Raw genomic sequence first — 15,725 nt, forward strand, 5'->3', positions numbered from 1 at the left:
GACGGGCTGAAGGAAGCGCCCTTGCTCAGCGCCGGCGCTGCGTGGCCGCCTGGTAGATGTTCATCAAAGGCGTGGCGGAAATGCCATGCACGATCACCGACACCGCCACGGTGACCAGCACGGCGCCGCCGATGCTGCCGATTTCCGACGACGAGGCGCCGTGCGTGGTCGCGTACGCCAGGTAGTACATGGAGCCCACGCCCCGTATGCCGAACCATGCGCCCAGCCGGCGCTGCGGCGCGGTCCAGTCGCTGCGCAGGGTGGAGATGTAGACCGCCACCGGCCGCGCCACGGCAATGAGCAGCACGGCGATCAGCAGGTTTCTGAGCGTCAGCATCTCCGTGCGCAGCAGGCAGCCGATGACCAGCATGGCCGCCAGCTCCACGAACTTCTCCAGCTCGCGGGCGAACTCCAGCACGTCGCGCGTCATCGCGCCCGCGGTCTCCGCGTGTGCGGCGGCGGCCTCCTTGGCCTGCGGCGGCTTCGCGGCCGAGCGCACCTCGTCGGCCTCGTCTTCCACCGCGCGCTCCACGTTGCGCATGCTCAGCCCCGCCACGAAGACGGCCAGGAAGCCGTACACCGACGCATGCAGCGCAATGCCGTAGGTCAGCGCGATGAGGCCCAGCGCCAGGAAGCTTTCCATGCCCAGTGCCTGCTTCTTCTCGGTCTGCAGGAAGAGCACCAGCCGCGTGAAGGCGGCGCCGCACGTCCAGCCCAGCGCCAGCCCGCCCACGATGGGCCACACCACGTCCAGCCCCAGCCAGCGCAGGCCCCAGGGCCCCAGGTGGTGGGCGCCGGCCAGGCCCAGCGCGAGCATCACGAAAGGAAATGCCGCGCCGTCGTTCAATCCACCTTCGGCGGTGAGGCCGAAGCGCAGGTCGTCCTGGTCGTTCTCGTGGCGCACCTGCACGTCGGAGGCCAGCACGGGGTCGGTGGGCGCGAGGATGGCCGCGAGCAACAGCGCGGCGGCCAGTGAGAGGTGAAGGGCCAGGCCCGCGAGCGTCATCAGCGCGATGGTGATGACCATGCCCAGCGTGGCGAGCAGCACGGGCTGCCGCCAGCTCGACACCTGCATGCGGATGCGCAGGCGCAGCCCGACCGCGAAGAGCGACACCAGCACCGCCACTTCGCTGATGGTCTCTACCAGCGCGGCATCGGCCTTGATGCCGATGCGCACCAGGTTGAAGCCGCCCGGCCCCAGCGCGAAGCCCAGGGCCATGTAGAGCGCCGCGGCGCTGATGGGCAATGTCTTGAGCAGCGTGCCAGACAGTGCCATCAGGATCAGCAGCGCGCCGATCATCAGGTCCCAGGTCGCCGCGGTCATGGGAGGGCGCCGGGAGGCGGTGTCCTGGCGGCGTCGATCAATCCGTCGATCAGTGGAAGAACAACGCGATCAGGATGATGACCGGAATCGGCACGCCAAGAAAAAGCAGCAGAAGTGAGCGCATGGGAATCTCCTTTGGTGTGTTTGTGGATGTCTTTGAACAGGTCGTTGAACGGGTCGTTAAACAGGCCGCTGCGGCTCAAAGGTCGCGGCGGCGGCCGCCGTAGGTGGCGGCGAAGCTCGCGACGAAGGCACCGATGAGCATCGACACCACCAGCCACAGCGAGGCATAGGCCGAGGCCTTGCGGGCCGCGTCGGCCGCTTCCTTGGCCTTGGCCTGCGCATCCTTAAGTGCGGCCTGGGCCTTGGCATAGGTGTCGTTGACGCGCTTCTCGGCGTCTTGCTGGCTCAGGCCGGTGCGCTGCGCGACCACCTGGCCCACGTACTTCGCGTCTTCGGGCGGCAGCGCGCCGGTGCGGATGCTGTTCAGGAAGATGCGGCTGACTTCGGCATTGGTCGAGGAGGGGCTGCGCTCAGGCATGGCAGGCGCCATAGCGGGCGCGGTGCTGCCATCGGCCGCGGCGGGAGCTGCGGCTGCGGTGGCATCACGGCGGAACAGCGAGTCGATGAAGTAGCTGGTCGGGCCGGAACTGCTGTCCGAACCGGACTGCGAAGCCGCGGCACCCGCGCCCGCAGCAGTGGCTGCCGTCGCCGCGCCACCGGCCACCGTGGCACCCGCTTGCGCGCCGGCACCGACGATGGAGCCCACCACCGAGCTCAGCAGCGCGGCCGTCAACAGCGTGGCCACCGACCATGCGAGAAAGCCGTGCGCCGTGTCGCGAAAGTACACCTCATCGGTGTGCACGCCGGCCCACTTGGTGCGCAGCCGCCCGGCCAGGTAGCCGCCCATGCCCGAGGCCGCGATCTGCGTGAACGTGAGCCACAGGATGGTGGCCACGCCGACGGCCGTGGCGCTCGCGCCCTGGTTGGCCCAGGGGCTGACGGACGACATGCCAAGCCCGGTGCCCAGCAGCAGAAGAATCAGCGACAGCGACGCGGCACCCGCCGCCCCCGCGAAGATCGCGCCCCATGACACGCCGCTCTGGCTGAGGGCCCCTTCAGTGACGCTGACCGGTGTATTGACGCCGTATTGAGCCATGGCTGCTCCTTGTTGTGGAGCGGTAACTTTTTGTCCGCGGCGTTTTCGCTTCAGTCGTCCGCCCACGCGAAGCGGGGTAGGCGAGGTGCCCGAGCGCGGGGCGCACATGCCTCCGCTACATGTTGGGTAGGAAGCCCATGCGCGAGATCAGGAGGCGCCGTCCGACGTGGCCGCGCAGGTCAGTGGCCGAGCTTCAACCCGTCTTGAACGCCCTTCCTCTTCCCTCTTTCCTCTTTCCCTTTCAACACCCTCAAGGACATCCACCAATGAGCCAAGCCGATTCCAGCCGCCGCAGCGACGATGGCAAACCCAACCCCGTCATCAACGCGCTGTCGAACGCCGTGGCCGCCTTGCGCGCCGACGACGACCAGCTCGAGCTGGCCAAGGCCCACGAAGAACTCGGCCCCAAGGCCATCGAGAAGCTCTCGGTGCCCGAGGCGCGCCAGCAGCCGACCGGGGCCGACGCGGTGAAGGCGCTGCTGCAGAAGCAGGGCAAGTCGACACGGCCCGAAGACCTGGTGCCGGGCATTGCCATGACCACCGCTTCGGTCGACGGCGCGGCCGGCCCGTTGCCCGCCAACGTGTACACGCCGGTCGGCACGGGGCCGTTTCCGGTGGTGCTGTACTTCCACGGCGGCGGCTGGGTGATTGCCGACAAGAACGTGTACGACGGCGGCGCGCGCGGCCTGGCCCATGCGGCCCAGGCCATCGTGGTGTCGGTGGACTACCGCCAGGCGCCCGAACACAAGTTCCCGGCCGCGTGGGACGACGCGCTGGCCGCCTACCGCTGGCTGACCGCCAACGCCGCCTCGCTGGGCGGCGACCCGGCGCGCCTTGCCATTGCCGGCGAGAGCGCGGGCGGTAACCTGGCCGTGGCCACCGCCATCGCGGCGCGCGACGCGGGCCTGCCGGCACCGCGGCACGTGGTGTCGGTGTACCCGGTCGCGCAGACCAGCCTGAACACCGAGTCGTACATCGAGAACGCGATCGCCAAGCCGCTGAACCGCGCGATGGTGCAATGGTTCGTCGAGCACCTGGTGCGCGACGAGTCCGACCTGAAGGACACGCGGCTGCAACTGATCGAGGCCGACCTGGCGGGGCTGTCGCCCGTGACCCTCATCAACGCGCGCCTCGATCCGCTGCGCAGCGACGGCGCCAAGCTGGAAGACGCGCTGCGCGATGCGGGCGTACCGGTCGAGCGGCGCGAATACGAAGGCGTGGCGCACGAGTTCTTCGGCGCTGCCGCGGTGCTCGAGAAGGCGCGCGAGGCGCAGGCCTTCGCGGGCGAGCGCCTGCGTGCGGCCTTTGTCTGACAAGCGGGCAGACGGCGCGATAAGGCCCGAAGCGCCCCGTGCTTCGCCCTCGGAGCGCGTGGGTCTGGGCCTTTGCCTACGCAGCTTGAGTCCCCGCACCGACGGGGCTCGGCGCGTGCCTGAACGGCAATAGCAGCTTCGCAACGCCGTTGCTTCTTCTCTTCCGACACGACCATGGCCGAAGACGTCAAGACCCTTGCCCAGGCGAAAGCGCGGCTCGCCGCTTCCCGTGCGGCGCTTGTCGCAGTGATGGCGCCCGCGCATCCACGCGCGCCCGCTCGATCTGCACGGCCCGCGCTTCAGGCTGCGCAGCCGGGTGACGAATCCGATTCAACCGGTTCACCCGGTTCGCTGTCGCAGCGCGTCCAGCAGGGCGTGAGCCAGAGCGTCGTCGGCCGCTGGTGGCGCCGCAGCCACCTGAGCACCGCCACCGAGCTGGCCACGCCCTTCCTGCAGCACTACGCCGAGCGGCATCCGGCCCGGCTCATGGCCTATGCGGCGGGCACGGGCTCGCTGGTGGTGCTCGTGAAGCCCTGGCGCCTGCTCTCGCTCAGCATGGTCGTGGGGCTGATGGTGCGCAGCACCGACATCGCAGGCCTGATCTCCGAATACCTGGTGCCCGAACTCGGCGACACCCGCCATCCGCGCGACGACTTCCTCGACCGGTCTCCTTGAGGCCCGTGCAGGCCTTCAACGAGGCACCGGCCGTGACACGTTCGCGCCTGCAGCAGCCCCAACGCGGCCTGCTGCCCTACGCACAAGCCACTGCGCAACCGCTACAACCATTTCATCTAACACTGGAGTCCAAGATGGCAGCACCTTCCCGTACCAAGAAGCCCAACCTCGCCCCCACCCCTGCCCGCGGCAAGGCGAGCGAAGTCGCGCCCGACCTCGACCAGCCGAGCCACGAGACGCAGAAGTTCGGCGAAATCATCAAGATGCCCAACGGCCTCTCCGAGAAGGTCTGCAAGGACAGCGTGGCGCTGCTCAACCAGTGCCTGGCCGACACCATCACCTTGCGCGACATGTACAAGAAGCACCACTGGCAAGTGGTGGGCCCCACCTTCAACCAGCTGCACCTGATGTACGACCAGCACTTCGAGGCGCAGGTGCTGCTCGTCGACATCCTGGCCGAGCGCATCCAGCTGCTGGGCGGCATCGCACTGGCGATGGCGGCCGACATTGCGGAGACCACCAAGATCAAGCGCCCGCCGCGCGGCCGCGAGCCGGCTGCCGTGCAGATCCGCCGGCTTGCCGAGGCGCACGAGCTCATCATCATCGGCGCGCGCAAGGCCGCCAAGGCGGTGGACGAGTCGGGTGACGACGGCAGCAACGACGTGTTCGTGAGCAACGTGCTGCGCACCAACGAACTGCAGGTGTGGTTCCTGACGGAACACCTGGTGGCTGCGTCGCCGGTCACTGCCTGACCTGAAGTCGAGGGCCTTGCCAGGGCCTCGGGCCCTGGCAGCATGAAGGACCAAAGGCTTGGGTGCGCAAGGCGCGTGCCGAGCGCCCTCGCCAAGTTCACGAAGTCGGCGCGTTCTTACGACGCATGGGCGTTCACCGCCGGTGACGCGCCCGCGAGCCGCCGCTAGATTGGATGCGATGCAAAGCTCCATCCTTCTCTCCCACGGCGAAACCCTCATCCGTCTCCTGGTCGCGGCTGCCCTCGGTAGCCTGGTCGGCCTGGAGCGCGAGCGATTGCTCTGGGCCGCGGGCATTCGCACGCACATGCTGGTCAGCGTGGGCGCCTGCCTTTTCATGCTGGTGTCGGCCTACGGCTTTGCCGACAGCCTGCGCGGCGAGCATGTGGTGCTCGACCCCTCGCGCGCCGCGGCGCAGGTGGTGTCGGGCATCGGCTTTCTCGGCGCGGGCGCGATCCTGGCGCGTGGCGAAATCGTGCGCGGGCTCACCACGGCGGCCAGCATCTGGACCGTAGCCGCCATCGGGCTCGCGGTGGGCGGCGGGCTGTACTTTCCGGCGGCGGCTTCGACGGTGATCATCCTGGTGATCCTCGCGGGCATCAAGCCGCTGGAGGAGGCCTACCGCGCGCGAAGCCAGAGCTGCCGCCTGGGCGTGGTCGCCGAGCACGGCGCGGTGAGCCCCGAGACGCTGGAGGCCGGCCTGGGCATCCAGCCTGCGCGGCTGCGCCGCTTTCTCGTGGCGGTGCAGCCGGGCGGGCAGCTCGACGACATCACGGTGCAGCTGGTGCGCGTGTCGTCGGACGACATCAACGGCTTCGTTCAGCGCCTGCAGAAGCTGCCGGGCGTGCGCTCGGTCGAGGTGATGGCGCGTGGTGGCGGGCACAGCGCCGAGGTCAACTGAGCGCGCCGGATTTCGCTTAGCCGCTCGTTCGACCTCCGCTTAACCGACCTGCTGCATGGCCAGCTCGAAAAGCCGCAACGGCGCGTCCAGCGCCAGCGCGCGCCGGGCGGCCTGCGTCTGCTGCGCATCGAGCGTGACCAGCGCGGCGAACTCGCCCGCCACGCTGGTCGCGATCGGCACGCCGTCCTGGTAGAGCACGCGCGAACCCGCCACGCGCGGCACCTTCGGCCCGTTGACGAGCGTGCCCAGCAGGTTGGCCGGGTCGCTTGCCGCCAGCGCGATGAGCGCGCCGTCGCCAGGCTCCCTGCGCACCTGGCGCATCGAGGCGACCGCTTCGGGCAGCGCGAACTGTTCGCCCGACACGCCTGCGATAAAGCGGCCCCCACGGATCTCGCCGCGCGCTTCCAGCCGCCGGCACACGCGCACCAGCTCGCGCCACGGCGGCAGCCATGCGGCCTCGCGCTCGAGCAGGCGCCAGCAGATCACGCCGTAGCGGCGCAGCAGCACATGCACCACCTGCTCGATGGCTTCTGCGGACGCAGCGGCCACGGCCTCGGCGGCCGCCGGAGGGCGCACCAGCGTCCAGCGGCCCGCATCCTCGATGCCGAAGAGCGGCGTGCGGTGGCGACGGCGCGTGTCGGCCGAGGCGCGCTTCGAAGCCGGCACCAGCAGGGCGCGCAGCCCGGCGTAGCTGTCGCAGCGCGCGCGTCCCTTGGCGACCAGCTCGGTCAGCGCCTCTTCGATCTCGACCGGCAGCAGCCGCGTGCCCGCCGCGATCTCGTCGAAGAAGCAGGCGCCGTGCTGCGCCAGGTGCGCGGCCACGCGCGTGGCGCGCGAGCCCAGGGTGTCGTCGTCCACCGGGGCTGGCGCCAGGCTGGTCCACAGCGCGGCGCTGCGGCGCGGCAACAGCACCACCGGCGTGGCGCGCAACGAGAGGCTGCCCGTGCCCTTGCGTGCTTCACGTCCGTCACGTCCATCACGTTCATCACGGGTTTCGGTGGCGTTCGGCCGCAGCCGCGTCCACAGCACGCGCCCGGCGGTGCACAGGTCGTCGAGCCACGCGCCTGCGTAGTCGCTCACGCGCGCGGGCAGCAGCTCGGCCTCCCACAGCGGCGCGGGCGCCTCGTAGCCTTCGAGCTGCGACAGGATGCCCGACAGCGCCTCCGGCCCGCTCACGCGCGAGGCCGCGCCAATGCGCTGCCACGCGAACAGGAAGCGCACGAAGTCGCGCGGCGCCACGGGCTCGATCTCGCGGCGCAGGCGTTTCAGCGTGTACCGGTGGATGCGTGCCAGCAGATGCCGCTCGCACCACTCGATGTGCGCGGTGCCGGGCGTGAAGCGGCCCTGCAGCACGCTGCCTTCGGCCTGCAGCGCGTGCAGGGCGGTTTCGACCTCGGTGGCTGCCAGCCACAGCGGCTCGGCCAGTTGCGCCACGGTGACCGGGCCTAGCCCGCCGAGGCGGGAGCGCAGCAGCTCGCGCAGCGCGGTTTCACGGTCGGCCGGCTGCTCGGCATCGGCGGGCGCCTCGATGGTGGGCTGCATCGTCGCTTCGGGCGCGATGGCCTGCAGCAGGTGCAGGCGCTCGGCCGTCACCCACAGGCCGCGCGCGCTGCGGCCCTTGCCTTCGACCAGCAGGCGCGTCGCGCGGCCCGCCTTGGCGAGCGCGGCGAGCCACTTCTTCCAGTCCGCCTGCCGAGCGACTTCGTCGTCGCCCAGCGCGCCGAGCATGCCCAGCGCCTCGTGCATCTCGTCGGCGTTGCGCGGCTGCGGCCAGGCTTCTTCGCGCACGCTGGCGATGGCATCCGCATCGAGCTGGCCCACGTCGTCGGCGCTCTCGGGGTCGGTGTAGCGGCGGTTCTGCACGGCCTGCGTGCGGCGCTCTTCGAGCGGCGCGTCGTCCAGGAACGCATAGGGCCGCGCGTTCAGCGCTTCCATCGCGAGCGGGGAGGGCGCGGGCAGGTCGCGCGCCAGCACGCGCACCTCGCCGGCCTCCATGCGGCGCAGCAGCGCGAGCCAGCCTTCGGCGTCCATGGCGTCGTGCAGGCAGTCGTCCAGCGTCTGCGCGACCAGCGGGTGCTCCGGCACCTCGCGCTCGCCGACGATGTTTTCCGCGCACGCCACCTGGTCGGGGAACACGGCCGCCAGCAGGTCTTCGGAGCGCATGCGCTGCAGCTGCGGCGCCACCTTGCGCCCACCGCTGAAGCGCGGCAGCGCCAGCGCGGTGGTCGCGTTCCAGCGCCAGCGCACGCCGAAAAGCGGTGCGTCGAGCAGCGCCTGCACCAGCACGTGCAGCGCCGAGGCCGAGTGCAGGTAGCGCGCCACCTCGTCGAGCGCGAAGCTGTGGCTGGTCGACAGCGACAGCACGATCGCGTCTTCGGTCGCCGCCGCCTGCAGCTCGAAGTTGAAGGTGCGGCAAAAGCGCTTGCGCAGCGCCAGGCCCCACGCGCGGTTGAGCCGGCTGCCGAAGGGCGAGTGAATCACCAGCTGCATGCCGCCCGATGCGTCGAAGAAGCGCTCCATGACCAGCGTGCGCTGCGTGGGCAACGCGCCCAGCACGGCCAGCGCGTGGGCGAGGTGATCGACGATCTGGCGAGCGGCTTCGTCGCCGAGCCCCAGGGCCTGCGTGAGGAGCACCATGGCGCCCTTGCCCTTGCTTCGATTTTCGGGGCCATCCGCTTCCAGCGCCTGCGCCACCTCTTCGCGCAGCCGCGACACGCCGAACGACAGCTCGTCGCTGCGCCCCGGCGCCTCGCCGAGCCAGAACGGAATGTTGGGCGCGGCGCCTTGCGCGTCTTCGACCCGCACGCGGCCCGGTTCTATCTTCAATATGCGGTAGCTGGTGTTGCCCAGCTGGAACACGTCGCCCGCCAGGCTCTCGACCGCGAAGTCTTCGTTCACCGTGCCGATCTTGTCGGCCTGCGGCTCCAGCATGACGGTGTAGTCGCCGGTCTCGGGAATGGTGCCGCCCGAGGTCAGCGCCGTCATGCGCGCGCCCTTGCGCTCGCGCAGCAGGTGGTTCACCGCGTCGCGGTGCACGTAGCCGGCGCGCTGGCCCTGCCGCGTGGTGAAGCCTTCGGACACCATGCGCACCACTTCCATGAAGCGCGCGTGCGTGAGGCTCGCGTAGGGCCAGGCGCGGCGCACGAGCGCGAAGAGTTCGTCTTCGTTCCATTCGCGGCAGGCCGTTTCGGCCACGATCTGCTGGGCCAGCACATCGAGCGGCGCGGGCAGCACGCGCAGCGCGTCGAGCTCGCCGCGGCGAATGCAGTCGAGCAGCGCGGCGCATTCGACCAGCTCGTCGCGCGACTGCGGAAAAAGCCGCGCCTTCGGCACCCCGCCCACCGCATGGCCCGAGCGCCCCGCGCGTTGCAGGAAGGTGGCGATGGCGCGGGGCGAGCCGATCTGGCAGACCAGGTCGACGTCGCCGATGTCCAGCCCCAGCTCCAGCGACGCGGTGGCCACCAGCACCTTCAGCTCGCCGCGCTTCAGGCGCTGCTCGGCGGACAGCCGCGTCTCTTTGGACAGGCTGCCGTGGTGCGCCGCCACCGCCTCCTTGCCCAGGATGTCGCCCAGGTGCCGCGCCGCGCGCTCGGCCATGCGGCGCGTGTTGACGAACACCAGCGTGGTCTTGTGCAGCCACACCAGCTCGGCCACGCGCGCGTACACCTGCGTCCACTGGTCGCCCGACATCACGGCCTCCAGCGGCGTGGGCGGCAGTTCGAGCGCCAGGTCGCGCTGCTTGGCGTAGCCGATGTCGACGATGGCGCAATCGGCCGTGCCGTCGGCGCGCAGCGCGCCGGCGCCGACCAGGAAGCGCGCGACCTCGTCGATGGGCTTCTGCGTGGCGGACAGGCCGATGCGCACCGGCCGCGATCCCTTGTCACCTCGTGCGTCAGCGTGCGCCTCGCACAGCGCCTGCAACCGCTCCAGCGACAGCGCCAGGTGGCTGCCGCGCTTGCTCGCGGCAATGGCATGGATCTCGTCGACGATCACGCTGCGCACCGTCGAGAGCATCTTGCGGCCCGAGGCCGAGCCCAGCAGCACGTAGAGCGACTCCGGCGTGGTCACCAGGATGTGCGGCGGCCGGCGCAGGCTCTGCTGGCGCTCGCGCTGCGGCGTGTCGCCGGTGCGCACCGCGGTGCGGATGTCGACATCGGGCAGGCCCAGCGCCGCCAGCTCGGCGCGAATGCCCGCGAGCGGCGCCTCGAGGTTCAGGCGGATGTCGTTCGACAGCGCCTTCAGCGGCGACACGTAGACCACCGCCGTTTCGTCCGGCAGGCTGCCGGGCAGGTCGGTGCAAAGGCCCCGGCGCACCAGGTCGTCCAGCGCCGCGAGAAAGGCCGTGAGCGTCTTGCCCGAGCCGGTCGGCGCGGCCACCAGCGTGTCGCGCCCGGCGCGTATCGCCGGCCACGCCGCGGTCTGCGCGGAAGTGGGGCCGGGGAAGGTTCGAAGGAACCACTGGGCGACGGCGGGGTGGAAGGAATGCAGGGGCACTTGGGGCCAAAGGCTACTGCCAGCGCCGGAGCGGCGCAACGGGGCAGGAAATGACCAGTTCGGGACGGTGCGTTCAATGTCAAGACTGGACTTGCGGCCCGTTTTGAGAAGGGGAGGACGTTGCCTTCCTTGGCGCCGAGCTGTAAGGCCGCAACACCTCGATAGATCTAGACGCAGAAAAAGACATGTTTCTGCTTGTGCCAGCTTCGTGGTGGCCCTACCGCCAACGGCACTACCCACCCGCCTCAGCCCAACGCCACGCCGAACAACGCCCGAATCAGCGGCCGTTCCTGCCGCACCGACAGGCAGCACAGCGAGTAACCGATCGACAGCGCGTCGTCGTCGATCATCACGGCCGCCAGGCCCGGCAGCGGAATGAACTCGACCTGCGTTACAAAGCCGATGCCCATGCCGTTGGCCACCGCATGCAGGATGGCCTCGCGGCTGTTGATTTCCATGACGCAGTTCAGCCGCACATTGCTTTGGCGGCACGCACGCTCGACGCGATGGCGGGTCTTGGAGCCCGGTTCGCGCAGGATGACCATCTCGCCGCCGATGTCGGCGGTGGAGATGGCGGCGCGCTTCGTCCAGGGGTGGTCTTCGGGCACCACGGCCACGATGCGTTCGTTGCGGTAGGGCACCACGTGCAGGCCCTCGACATCCGCGGGCTCGGCCACGATGCCCACGTCGATGTCGAAGTCCTACAGGCCGCGCAGGGTCGATGCCTCGGAGCCGATGGACACCGTGAGCTCCAGCGACGCGTGCGCCTGCCTGAAGTTGCGCGCCAGCTCCAGCGCCATGGGCGGCGACACGGCGCCCACGCGCACCAGGCCCACCTTCAGCTTGTGCGCGCTCTGCAGGAACTGGATGGCTTCTTCCTCCTGGCCGAACAGGCCCTGCGTAATGGCGTAGAGCCGCTCGCCCGCCGAGGTGAGGCGCACGCTGCGGCCGGTGCGAAGCAGCAGCTCCACGCTGAAGCGCGTCTCCAGCGCCTTGACCTGGTCGGTCACCGTGGGCTGGCCGATGTGCAGGTACTGCGCCGCCGAGGTGAAGCCGCCCGTTTTCGCCACGGCGTGAAAGCAACGGATCGATTTGTAGTACTGGTGAAACATGGGCGCGGCGCTGGTCCTCGCGGGGCGCGGTCTTGGGGTCGGGCAAGGCTCTCACATGCGCGCGGGTGTGTGCATGCGCGCTTTCCCGCGTGACGATTCGCGCCGGCGGCTGTCCATCGGTTTTCGACCACGCGGGCATCGCAAATGCGATTGGACGCGATGGCGCGCGGCTTCGACACTGCCCTGCAGCCGCCCACATGCGCACGCCGACACCACGCAGCAACACCAACCGATACCGGAGACAAGCCCGATGCCCCACGCGTTCCACAACCCCGTTGCCATTCACTGCGGTCGCGGCAGCCTCGCGCAGCTGCCCGCCGTTCTTGCCGGCCGCCGCGTCGTCGTCGTCACCTTTCCCGAGGCCCGCGAACTCGGCCTGGTCGCGCGCCTGCGCGCGCTGCTGAAAGACGCGCTGCTCGGCGTGATCGACGACGTGCGGCCGAACCCCGATGTGGCGCACCTGGCTGCGCTGTACAACCGCTTCTGGCAATCGGCCGACGGCTGCGACGCCATCGTGGCGGTGGGCGGCGGCAGCGCCATCGACACCGCCAAGGCGCTGATGGTGGGCACGGCCAGCGGACGGTTCGACGAACTGGTCGGCCTGCTGGCCACCGGCAAGCCTTTCGTGCCCGCCGGCGTGAAGCCGCTGATTGCCGTGCCGACCACCGCGGGCACCGGCAGCGAGGTGACGCCGTGGGCCACCCTGTGGGACGCGGCCAACCAGAAGAAGTACTCGCTGCACCTGGACGCCACCTGGCCCGAGGCGGCCATCGTCGACCCCGAGCTGATGCTCTCGGTGCCCGCGGGCACCACGGTGTCCACGGGGCTCGACGCGCTCTCGCATGCGCTGGAGTCGGTGTGGAACGTCAACGCGAACCCGATCTCCGACACCTTCGCGATCTCGGCGGTGCAGGACATCTTCGAGTGCCTGCCGGCGCTGCGGGCCGACCTGGGCAGCATCGACCTGCGCGAGCGCATGGCGCTGGCCGCGCTGAAGGCCGGCCTGGCGTTCTCCAACACCAAGACCGCATTGGCGCATTCGATTTCCTACGAGATGACGCTGCGCCACGGCCTGCCGCACGGCATCGCCTGTTCGTTCACGCTGCCGCTGGTGCTGGAGAAGGCCTGGGCCCGCTCGCCCGACCGCGACCGCACGCTGCAACGCCTGTTCGGCACGGACCTGGCCGCGGGCGCCGCGCGACTGCGCGCGTTTCTGCAAGGGCTCGGCGTGAAGACCGAGTTCGCGGACTACGGCGTGGCGGACGGCGAGGCTGCCGCCATGATCGCGCGCGCCATGGAAGGCGCGCGCGGAAAGAATTTCATCGGGGCGGTCTCCGCCTAGTTGAATCTGCAGAGCGTTCCACAACAATGCCGGCCTGCGAGCCGGTTCCGCGGACCCACGTCCGCCAGGAAGACAGGAGACAAACCATGCAATTGGCAAACCAGGGCCTTCGGGCCGGCACGTACGCGCCGCCGCTGGCGCAATCATTCCGGCGCGCGCAGTGGCGAATGCTGCTGGCCGCCATGTTCTGCTACTTCTTTTTCTACACGGGCCGGCAGACCTTCGGCTTCGCCATTCCGGGGCTGCAGAAGGAGTTCGGCCTGTCGAAGGAGGTGCTGGGCTGGGCCTCGGCCAGCCTGCTGTGGTGCTACGCCATCGGGCAGGCCATCAACGGCAACCTGGCCGACAAGTTCGGCGGACGCCGCGTGATGACGGCCGGCGCCATCCTGTCCTGCGCGGCCAACTGGGTGGTGAGCTTCGCGGTCGGCTTCAAGAGCCTGGCGATCCCCTGGGGCGTCAACGGCTACTTCCAGGCGCTCGGCTGGGCGCCGGGCAGCCGGCTGCTGTCGAACTGGTGGGGCGCGGGGGAGCGCGGCAAGGTCTTCGGCTGCTACACCTTCGCCGCGGGCTGCGCGTCGGTGCTGTCCTTCGTCACGTCGATCATCGTGGTCAACGTGCTGCACCTGGACTGGCGCTGGATCTTCAGGCTGCCCGTGCTGCTGATGCTCGTGGGCGGCATTGCGTTCTACCTGATTGCCCGGGAGCGACCGGAAGACCTGGGCTTCAAGTCGCCGGACACGGGCATCGCCAATGCGGAAGACGCGAAGGCTGCAAACGCGGTGAATGCGTCAACTGTGGCATCCACCCAGGAGACCTCCGAAGAAAGCTCCTGGTCACGCTACAAGGCCGTGATCTCCAACCCCAGGCTGCTGATCGCGGCGCTGTCCATCGGCTTCCAGAACGCGGCGCGCTACGGGCTGATCGTCTGGGTGCCGGTGCACTTCCTGGGCAAGGACTGGAGCAAGATGGCCGACGGCATGATCGACCCGGCCTGGATCTCGGTCGCGCTGCCGGTGGGCATGGCCTTCGGCGCGCTCACCAACGGATGGATCTCCGACCGCGTGTTCGGCTCGAAGCGCTACAAGGCCATCGTGCTGTACATGCTGCTGGGGGCGCTGGCCTCCGTGGGCATGTACCTGCTGCCCACCAGCATCGGCGGGCTGGCGCTGCTCTTTCTGGCGGGCTTCTTCGTCTACGGCCCGGCTTCTTCGTTCTGGGCGCTCTGCCCCGACCTGGTCGGTGCCAAGCGCTCGGGCACGGCCACCGGTGTCATGAACTTCTTCTCGTACCTGCTCGCGGGCCTCGGCGAGCCGCTGATCGGCCGCATGCTGGACCACTCGGGCAACACGTCGATGGTGTTTCCCATCGTGGCGGCGAGCTGCCTCATCAGCGCGGGCATCGCGGTGTTCATTCGCCGCTGAAGCGCTTCACCGGCACCGACACAGGCGATGGCACTGGCGATGGTGATGGCGAACAAAAAAAGGGACGCGATGCGTCCCTTTCTTCGTGCCTCGCGAACCCTGTCAGGCCGCCACTGCCGCCGTGCCTTGCCGGATGCCCATGGCTTTCAGCGTCTGCGCAATGGCTTCCACCGCACCCGGAATGCCCGCCTCGCCGAAGTGCCCCATGCAGCCCACACGGAAGGTCTCGACCTGGGTCAGCTTGCCGGGGTAGAGGATGTAGCCGCGCTTCTTCACCTCCTGGTAGAAGGTCTTGAAGTCGTAGTTGGCGTCGTCGGGCGCATGGAAGGTGACGATGATCGGCGCCTGGATCCCGGGCGGCAGAAAGCTGCGCAGGCCGAGCGCGGCCAGGCCATCGACCAGCGCCTTGCAGTTGCGCGCATAGCGGCCGCCGCGCGCCGCGAGCCCGCCTTCCTCGAGGTACTGCGCGATGGCTTCGTCCAGCGCGGCCACCACGTGCGTGGGCGGCGTGAAGCGCCACTGCGTGGTCTTCTCCATGTACACCCACTGCTCGTACAGGTCCATGCTCAGCGAGTGGCAGTTGCCTTCGCACTGCGCCAGCACGGCGCGCCGCGCCACCACGAAGCCCATGCCCGGCACACCTTCCAGGCACTTGCCGGAGGCGGCGATGACGGCGTCGAACGGCGTCTTGCGCGCGTCGATTTCCAACGCGCCGAAGGAGCTCATGGCGTCGACGATCAGGCCGCGCCCGTGGTGGGCCACGACCTGCGCGATGTCGTGCAACGGGTTGAGCACGCCGGCGCCGGTCTCGCAGTGCACCACCGCCACGTGCGTGATGCCGGGGTCGGCGGCCAGGGCGCGCTCCACGTCGGCAGGCTGGACCTGCTGGTCTTCGGTGTAGTCGATGGTGGTCACCTTGCGACCGAGCACCCGGCAGATCTTCGCCAGGCGCTGGCAGTAGGCGCCGTTGCTGGGCACCAGCACGTGGCCGTTGCGCGGCACCAGCGTGCCGATGGCGGCTTCCACCGAGAAGGTGCCGCTGCCTTGCATGGGCACGCATTCGTGCGTGCCCTGGCCGTGCACGATGTCGAGCACGCGCTCGCGGATGCGCGCGGTGATCTTGTTGAAGTCGCCGTCCCAGGAGCCCCAGTCGCGCAGCATGGCCTGGCGCGTGCGCTGCGAGGTGGTGAGCGGGCCCGGCGTGAGGAGGATGGGGCTGGTGGTCGAACTCATCG

At 69.6% G+C, this 15,725-nt stretch carries 13 protein-coding genes; 6 read left to right on the forward strand and 7 right to left on the reverse strand.

Features of this window, described 5'->3' with window-relative positions:
• Positions 1-25 precede the first annotated feature (25 nt).
• Genes AB6807_RS14640 through AB6807_RS14650 form a run of 3 tightly spaced genes read right to left on the reverse strand, consistent with a single transcriptional unit; the run spans position 26 to position 2,483 of the window.
• Entirely contained in the window at positions 26-1,324 is a 1,299-nt protein-coding gene (locus AB6807_RS14640; protein WP_371085140.1) for a cation:proton antiporter, read from the reverse strand.
• The gene (locus AB6807_RS14645) at positions 1,321-1,527 is read right to left on the reverse strand and encodes a hypothetical protein (RefSeq protein ID WP_371085141.1); all 207 of its coding nucleotides are present in this window, start codon (positions 1,525-1,527) and stop codon (positions 1,321-1,323) included. The genes AB6807_RS14640 and AB6807_RS14645 overlap by 4 nt, the downstream gene beginning before the upstream one ends.
• Positions 1,524-2,483 (reverse strand): hypothetical protein, encoded by a 960-nt coding sequence (locus AB6807_RS14650; protein WP_371085142.1) that lies wholly within the window; start codon positions 2,481-2,483, stop codon positions 1,524-1,526. Before AB6807_RS14650 ends, AB6807_RS14645 begins: the two co-directional genes overlap by 4 nt.
• Positions 2,484-2,749: 266 nt before the next feature.
• Between AB6807_RS14650 and AB6807_RS14655 the strand changes: the two genes are divergently transcribed.
• The 4 genes from AB6807_RS14655 (at position 2,750) to AB6807_RS14670 (ending at position 6,121) form a co-directional block, all read left to right on the forward strand.
• Entirely contained in the window at positions 2,750-3,796 is a 1,047-nt protein-coding gene (locus AB6807_RS14655) for an alpha/beta hydrolase (protein ID WP_371085143.1), read from the forward strand.
• 174 nt (positions 3,797-3,970) lie between these two features.
• Positions 3,971-4,471 (forward strand): hypothetical protein, encoded by a 501-nt coding sequence (locus AB6807_RS14660; protein WP_371085144.1) that lies wholly within the window; start codon positions 3,971-3,973, stop codon positions 4,469-4,471.
• 134 nt (positions 4,472-4,605) lie between these two features.
• A complete protein-coding gene (locus AB6807_RS14665; protein WP_286515211.1) occupies positions 4,606-5,223 on the forward strand; it encodes a Dps family protein in 618 nt (205 codons plus the stop codon).
• Between the two features lie 178 nt (positions 5,224-5,401).
• Positions 5,402-6,121: an MgtC/SapB family protein gene (locus AB6807_RS14670; RefSeq protein WP_286515213.1), complete on the forward strand. Its 720-nt coding sequence runs from the start codon at positions 5,402-5,404 to the stop codon at positions 6,119-6,121.
• Positions 6,122-6,160: 39 nt separating this feature from the next.
• Here the strand turns inward: AB6807_RS14670 and AB6807_RS14675 are convergent, their stop codons facing one another.
• From AB6807_RS14675 to AB6807_RS14685, 3 genes are all read right to left on the reverse strand, one after another.
• Positions 6,161-10,693: a DEAD/DEAH box helicase gene (locus AB6807_RS14675; RefSeq protein ID WP_371085189.1), complete on the reverse strand. Its 4,533-nt coding sequence runs from the start codon at positions 10,691-10,693 to the stop codon at positions 6,161-6,163.
• Positions 10,694-10,860: 167 nt separating this feature from the next.
• Entirely contained in the window at positions 10,861-11,301 is a 441-nt protein-coding gene (locus AB6807_RS14680; RefSeq protein WP_371085145.1) for a LysR family transcriptional regulator substrate-binding protein, read from the reverse strand.
• A 15-nt stretch (positions 11,302-11,316) separates the two neighbouring features.
• Positions 11,317-11,727: a LysR family transcriptional regulator gene (locus AB6807_RS14685; RefSeq protein ID WP_371085146.1), complete on the reverse strand. Its 411-nt coding sequence runs from the start codon at positions 11,725-11,727 to the stop codon at positions 11,317-11,319.
• A 250-nt stretch (positions 11,728-11,977) separates the two neighbouring features.
• Here AB6807_RS14685 and psrA point away from each other — a divergent pair, with 250 nt between their 5' ends.
• Both psrA and AB6807_RS14695 read left to right on the forward strand, forming a co-directional pair.
• Positions 11,978-13,069 (forward strand): iron-containing alcohol dehydrogenase PsrA, encoded by a 1,092-nt coding sequence (psrA, locus tag AB6807_RS14690; protein ID WP_371085147.1) that lies wholly within the window; start codon positions 11,978-11,980, stop codon positions 13,067-13,069.
• 86 nt (positions 13,070-13,155) lie between these two features.
• On the forward strand, positions 13,156-14,490 hold the full coding sequence (locus AB6807_RS14695; protein ID WP_371085148.1) for an MFS transporter: 1,335 nt from the start codon (positions 13,156-13,158) through the stop codon (positions 14,488-14,490).
• 102 nt (positions 14,491-14,592) lie between these two features.
• Here the strand turns inward: AB6807_RS14695 and AB6807_RS14700 are convergent, their stop codons facing one another.
• Positions 14,593-15,723 carry a 2-aminoethylphosphonate--pyruvate transaminase gene (locus tag AB6807_RS14700; protein ID WP_371085149.1) on the reverse strand — a complete coding sequence of 377 codons (1,131 nt, stop codon included), beginning with the start codon at positions 15,721-15,723 and terminating at the stop codon, positions 14,593-14,595.
• Positions 15,724-15,725 lie beyond the last annotated feature (2 nt).

Source organism: Variovorax sp. RCC_210 (genome assembly GCF_041355175.1).
Classification (GTDB): domain Bacteria; phylum Pseudomonadota; class Gammaproteobacteria; order Burkholderiales; family Burkholderiaceae_C; genus Variovorax.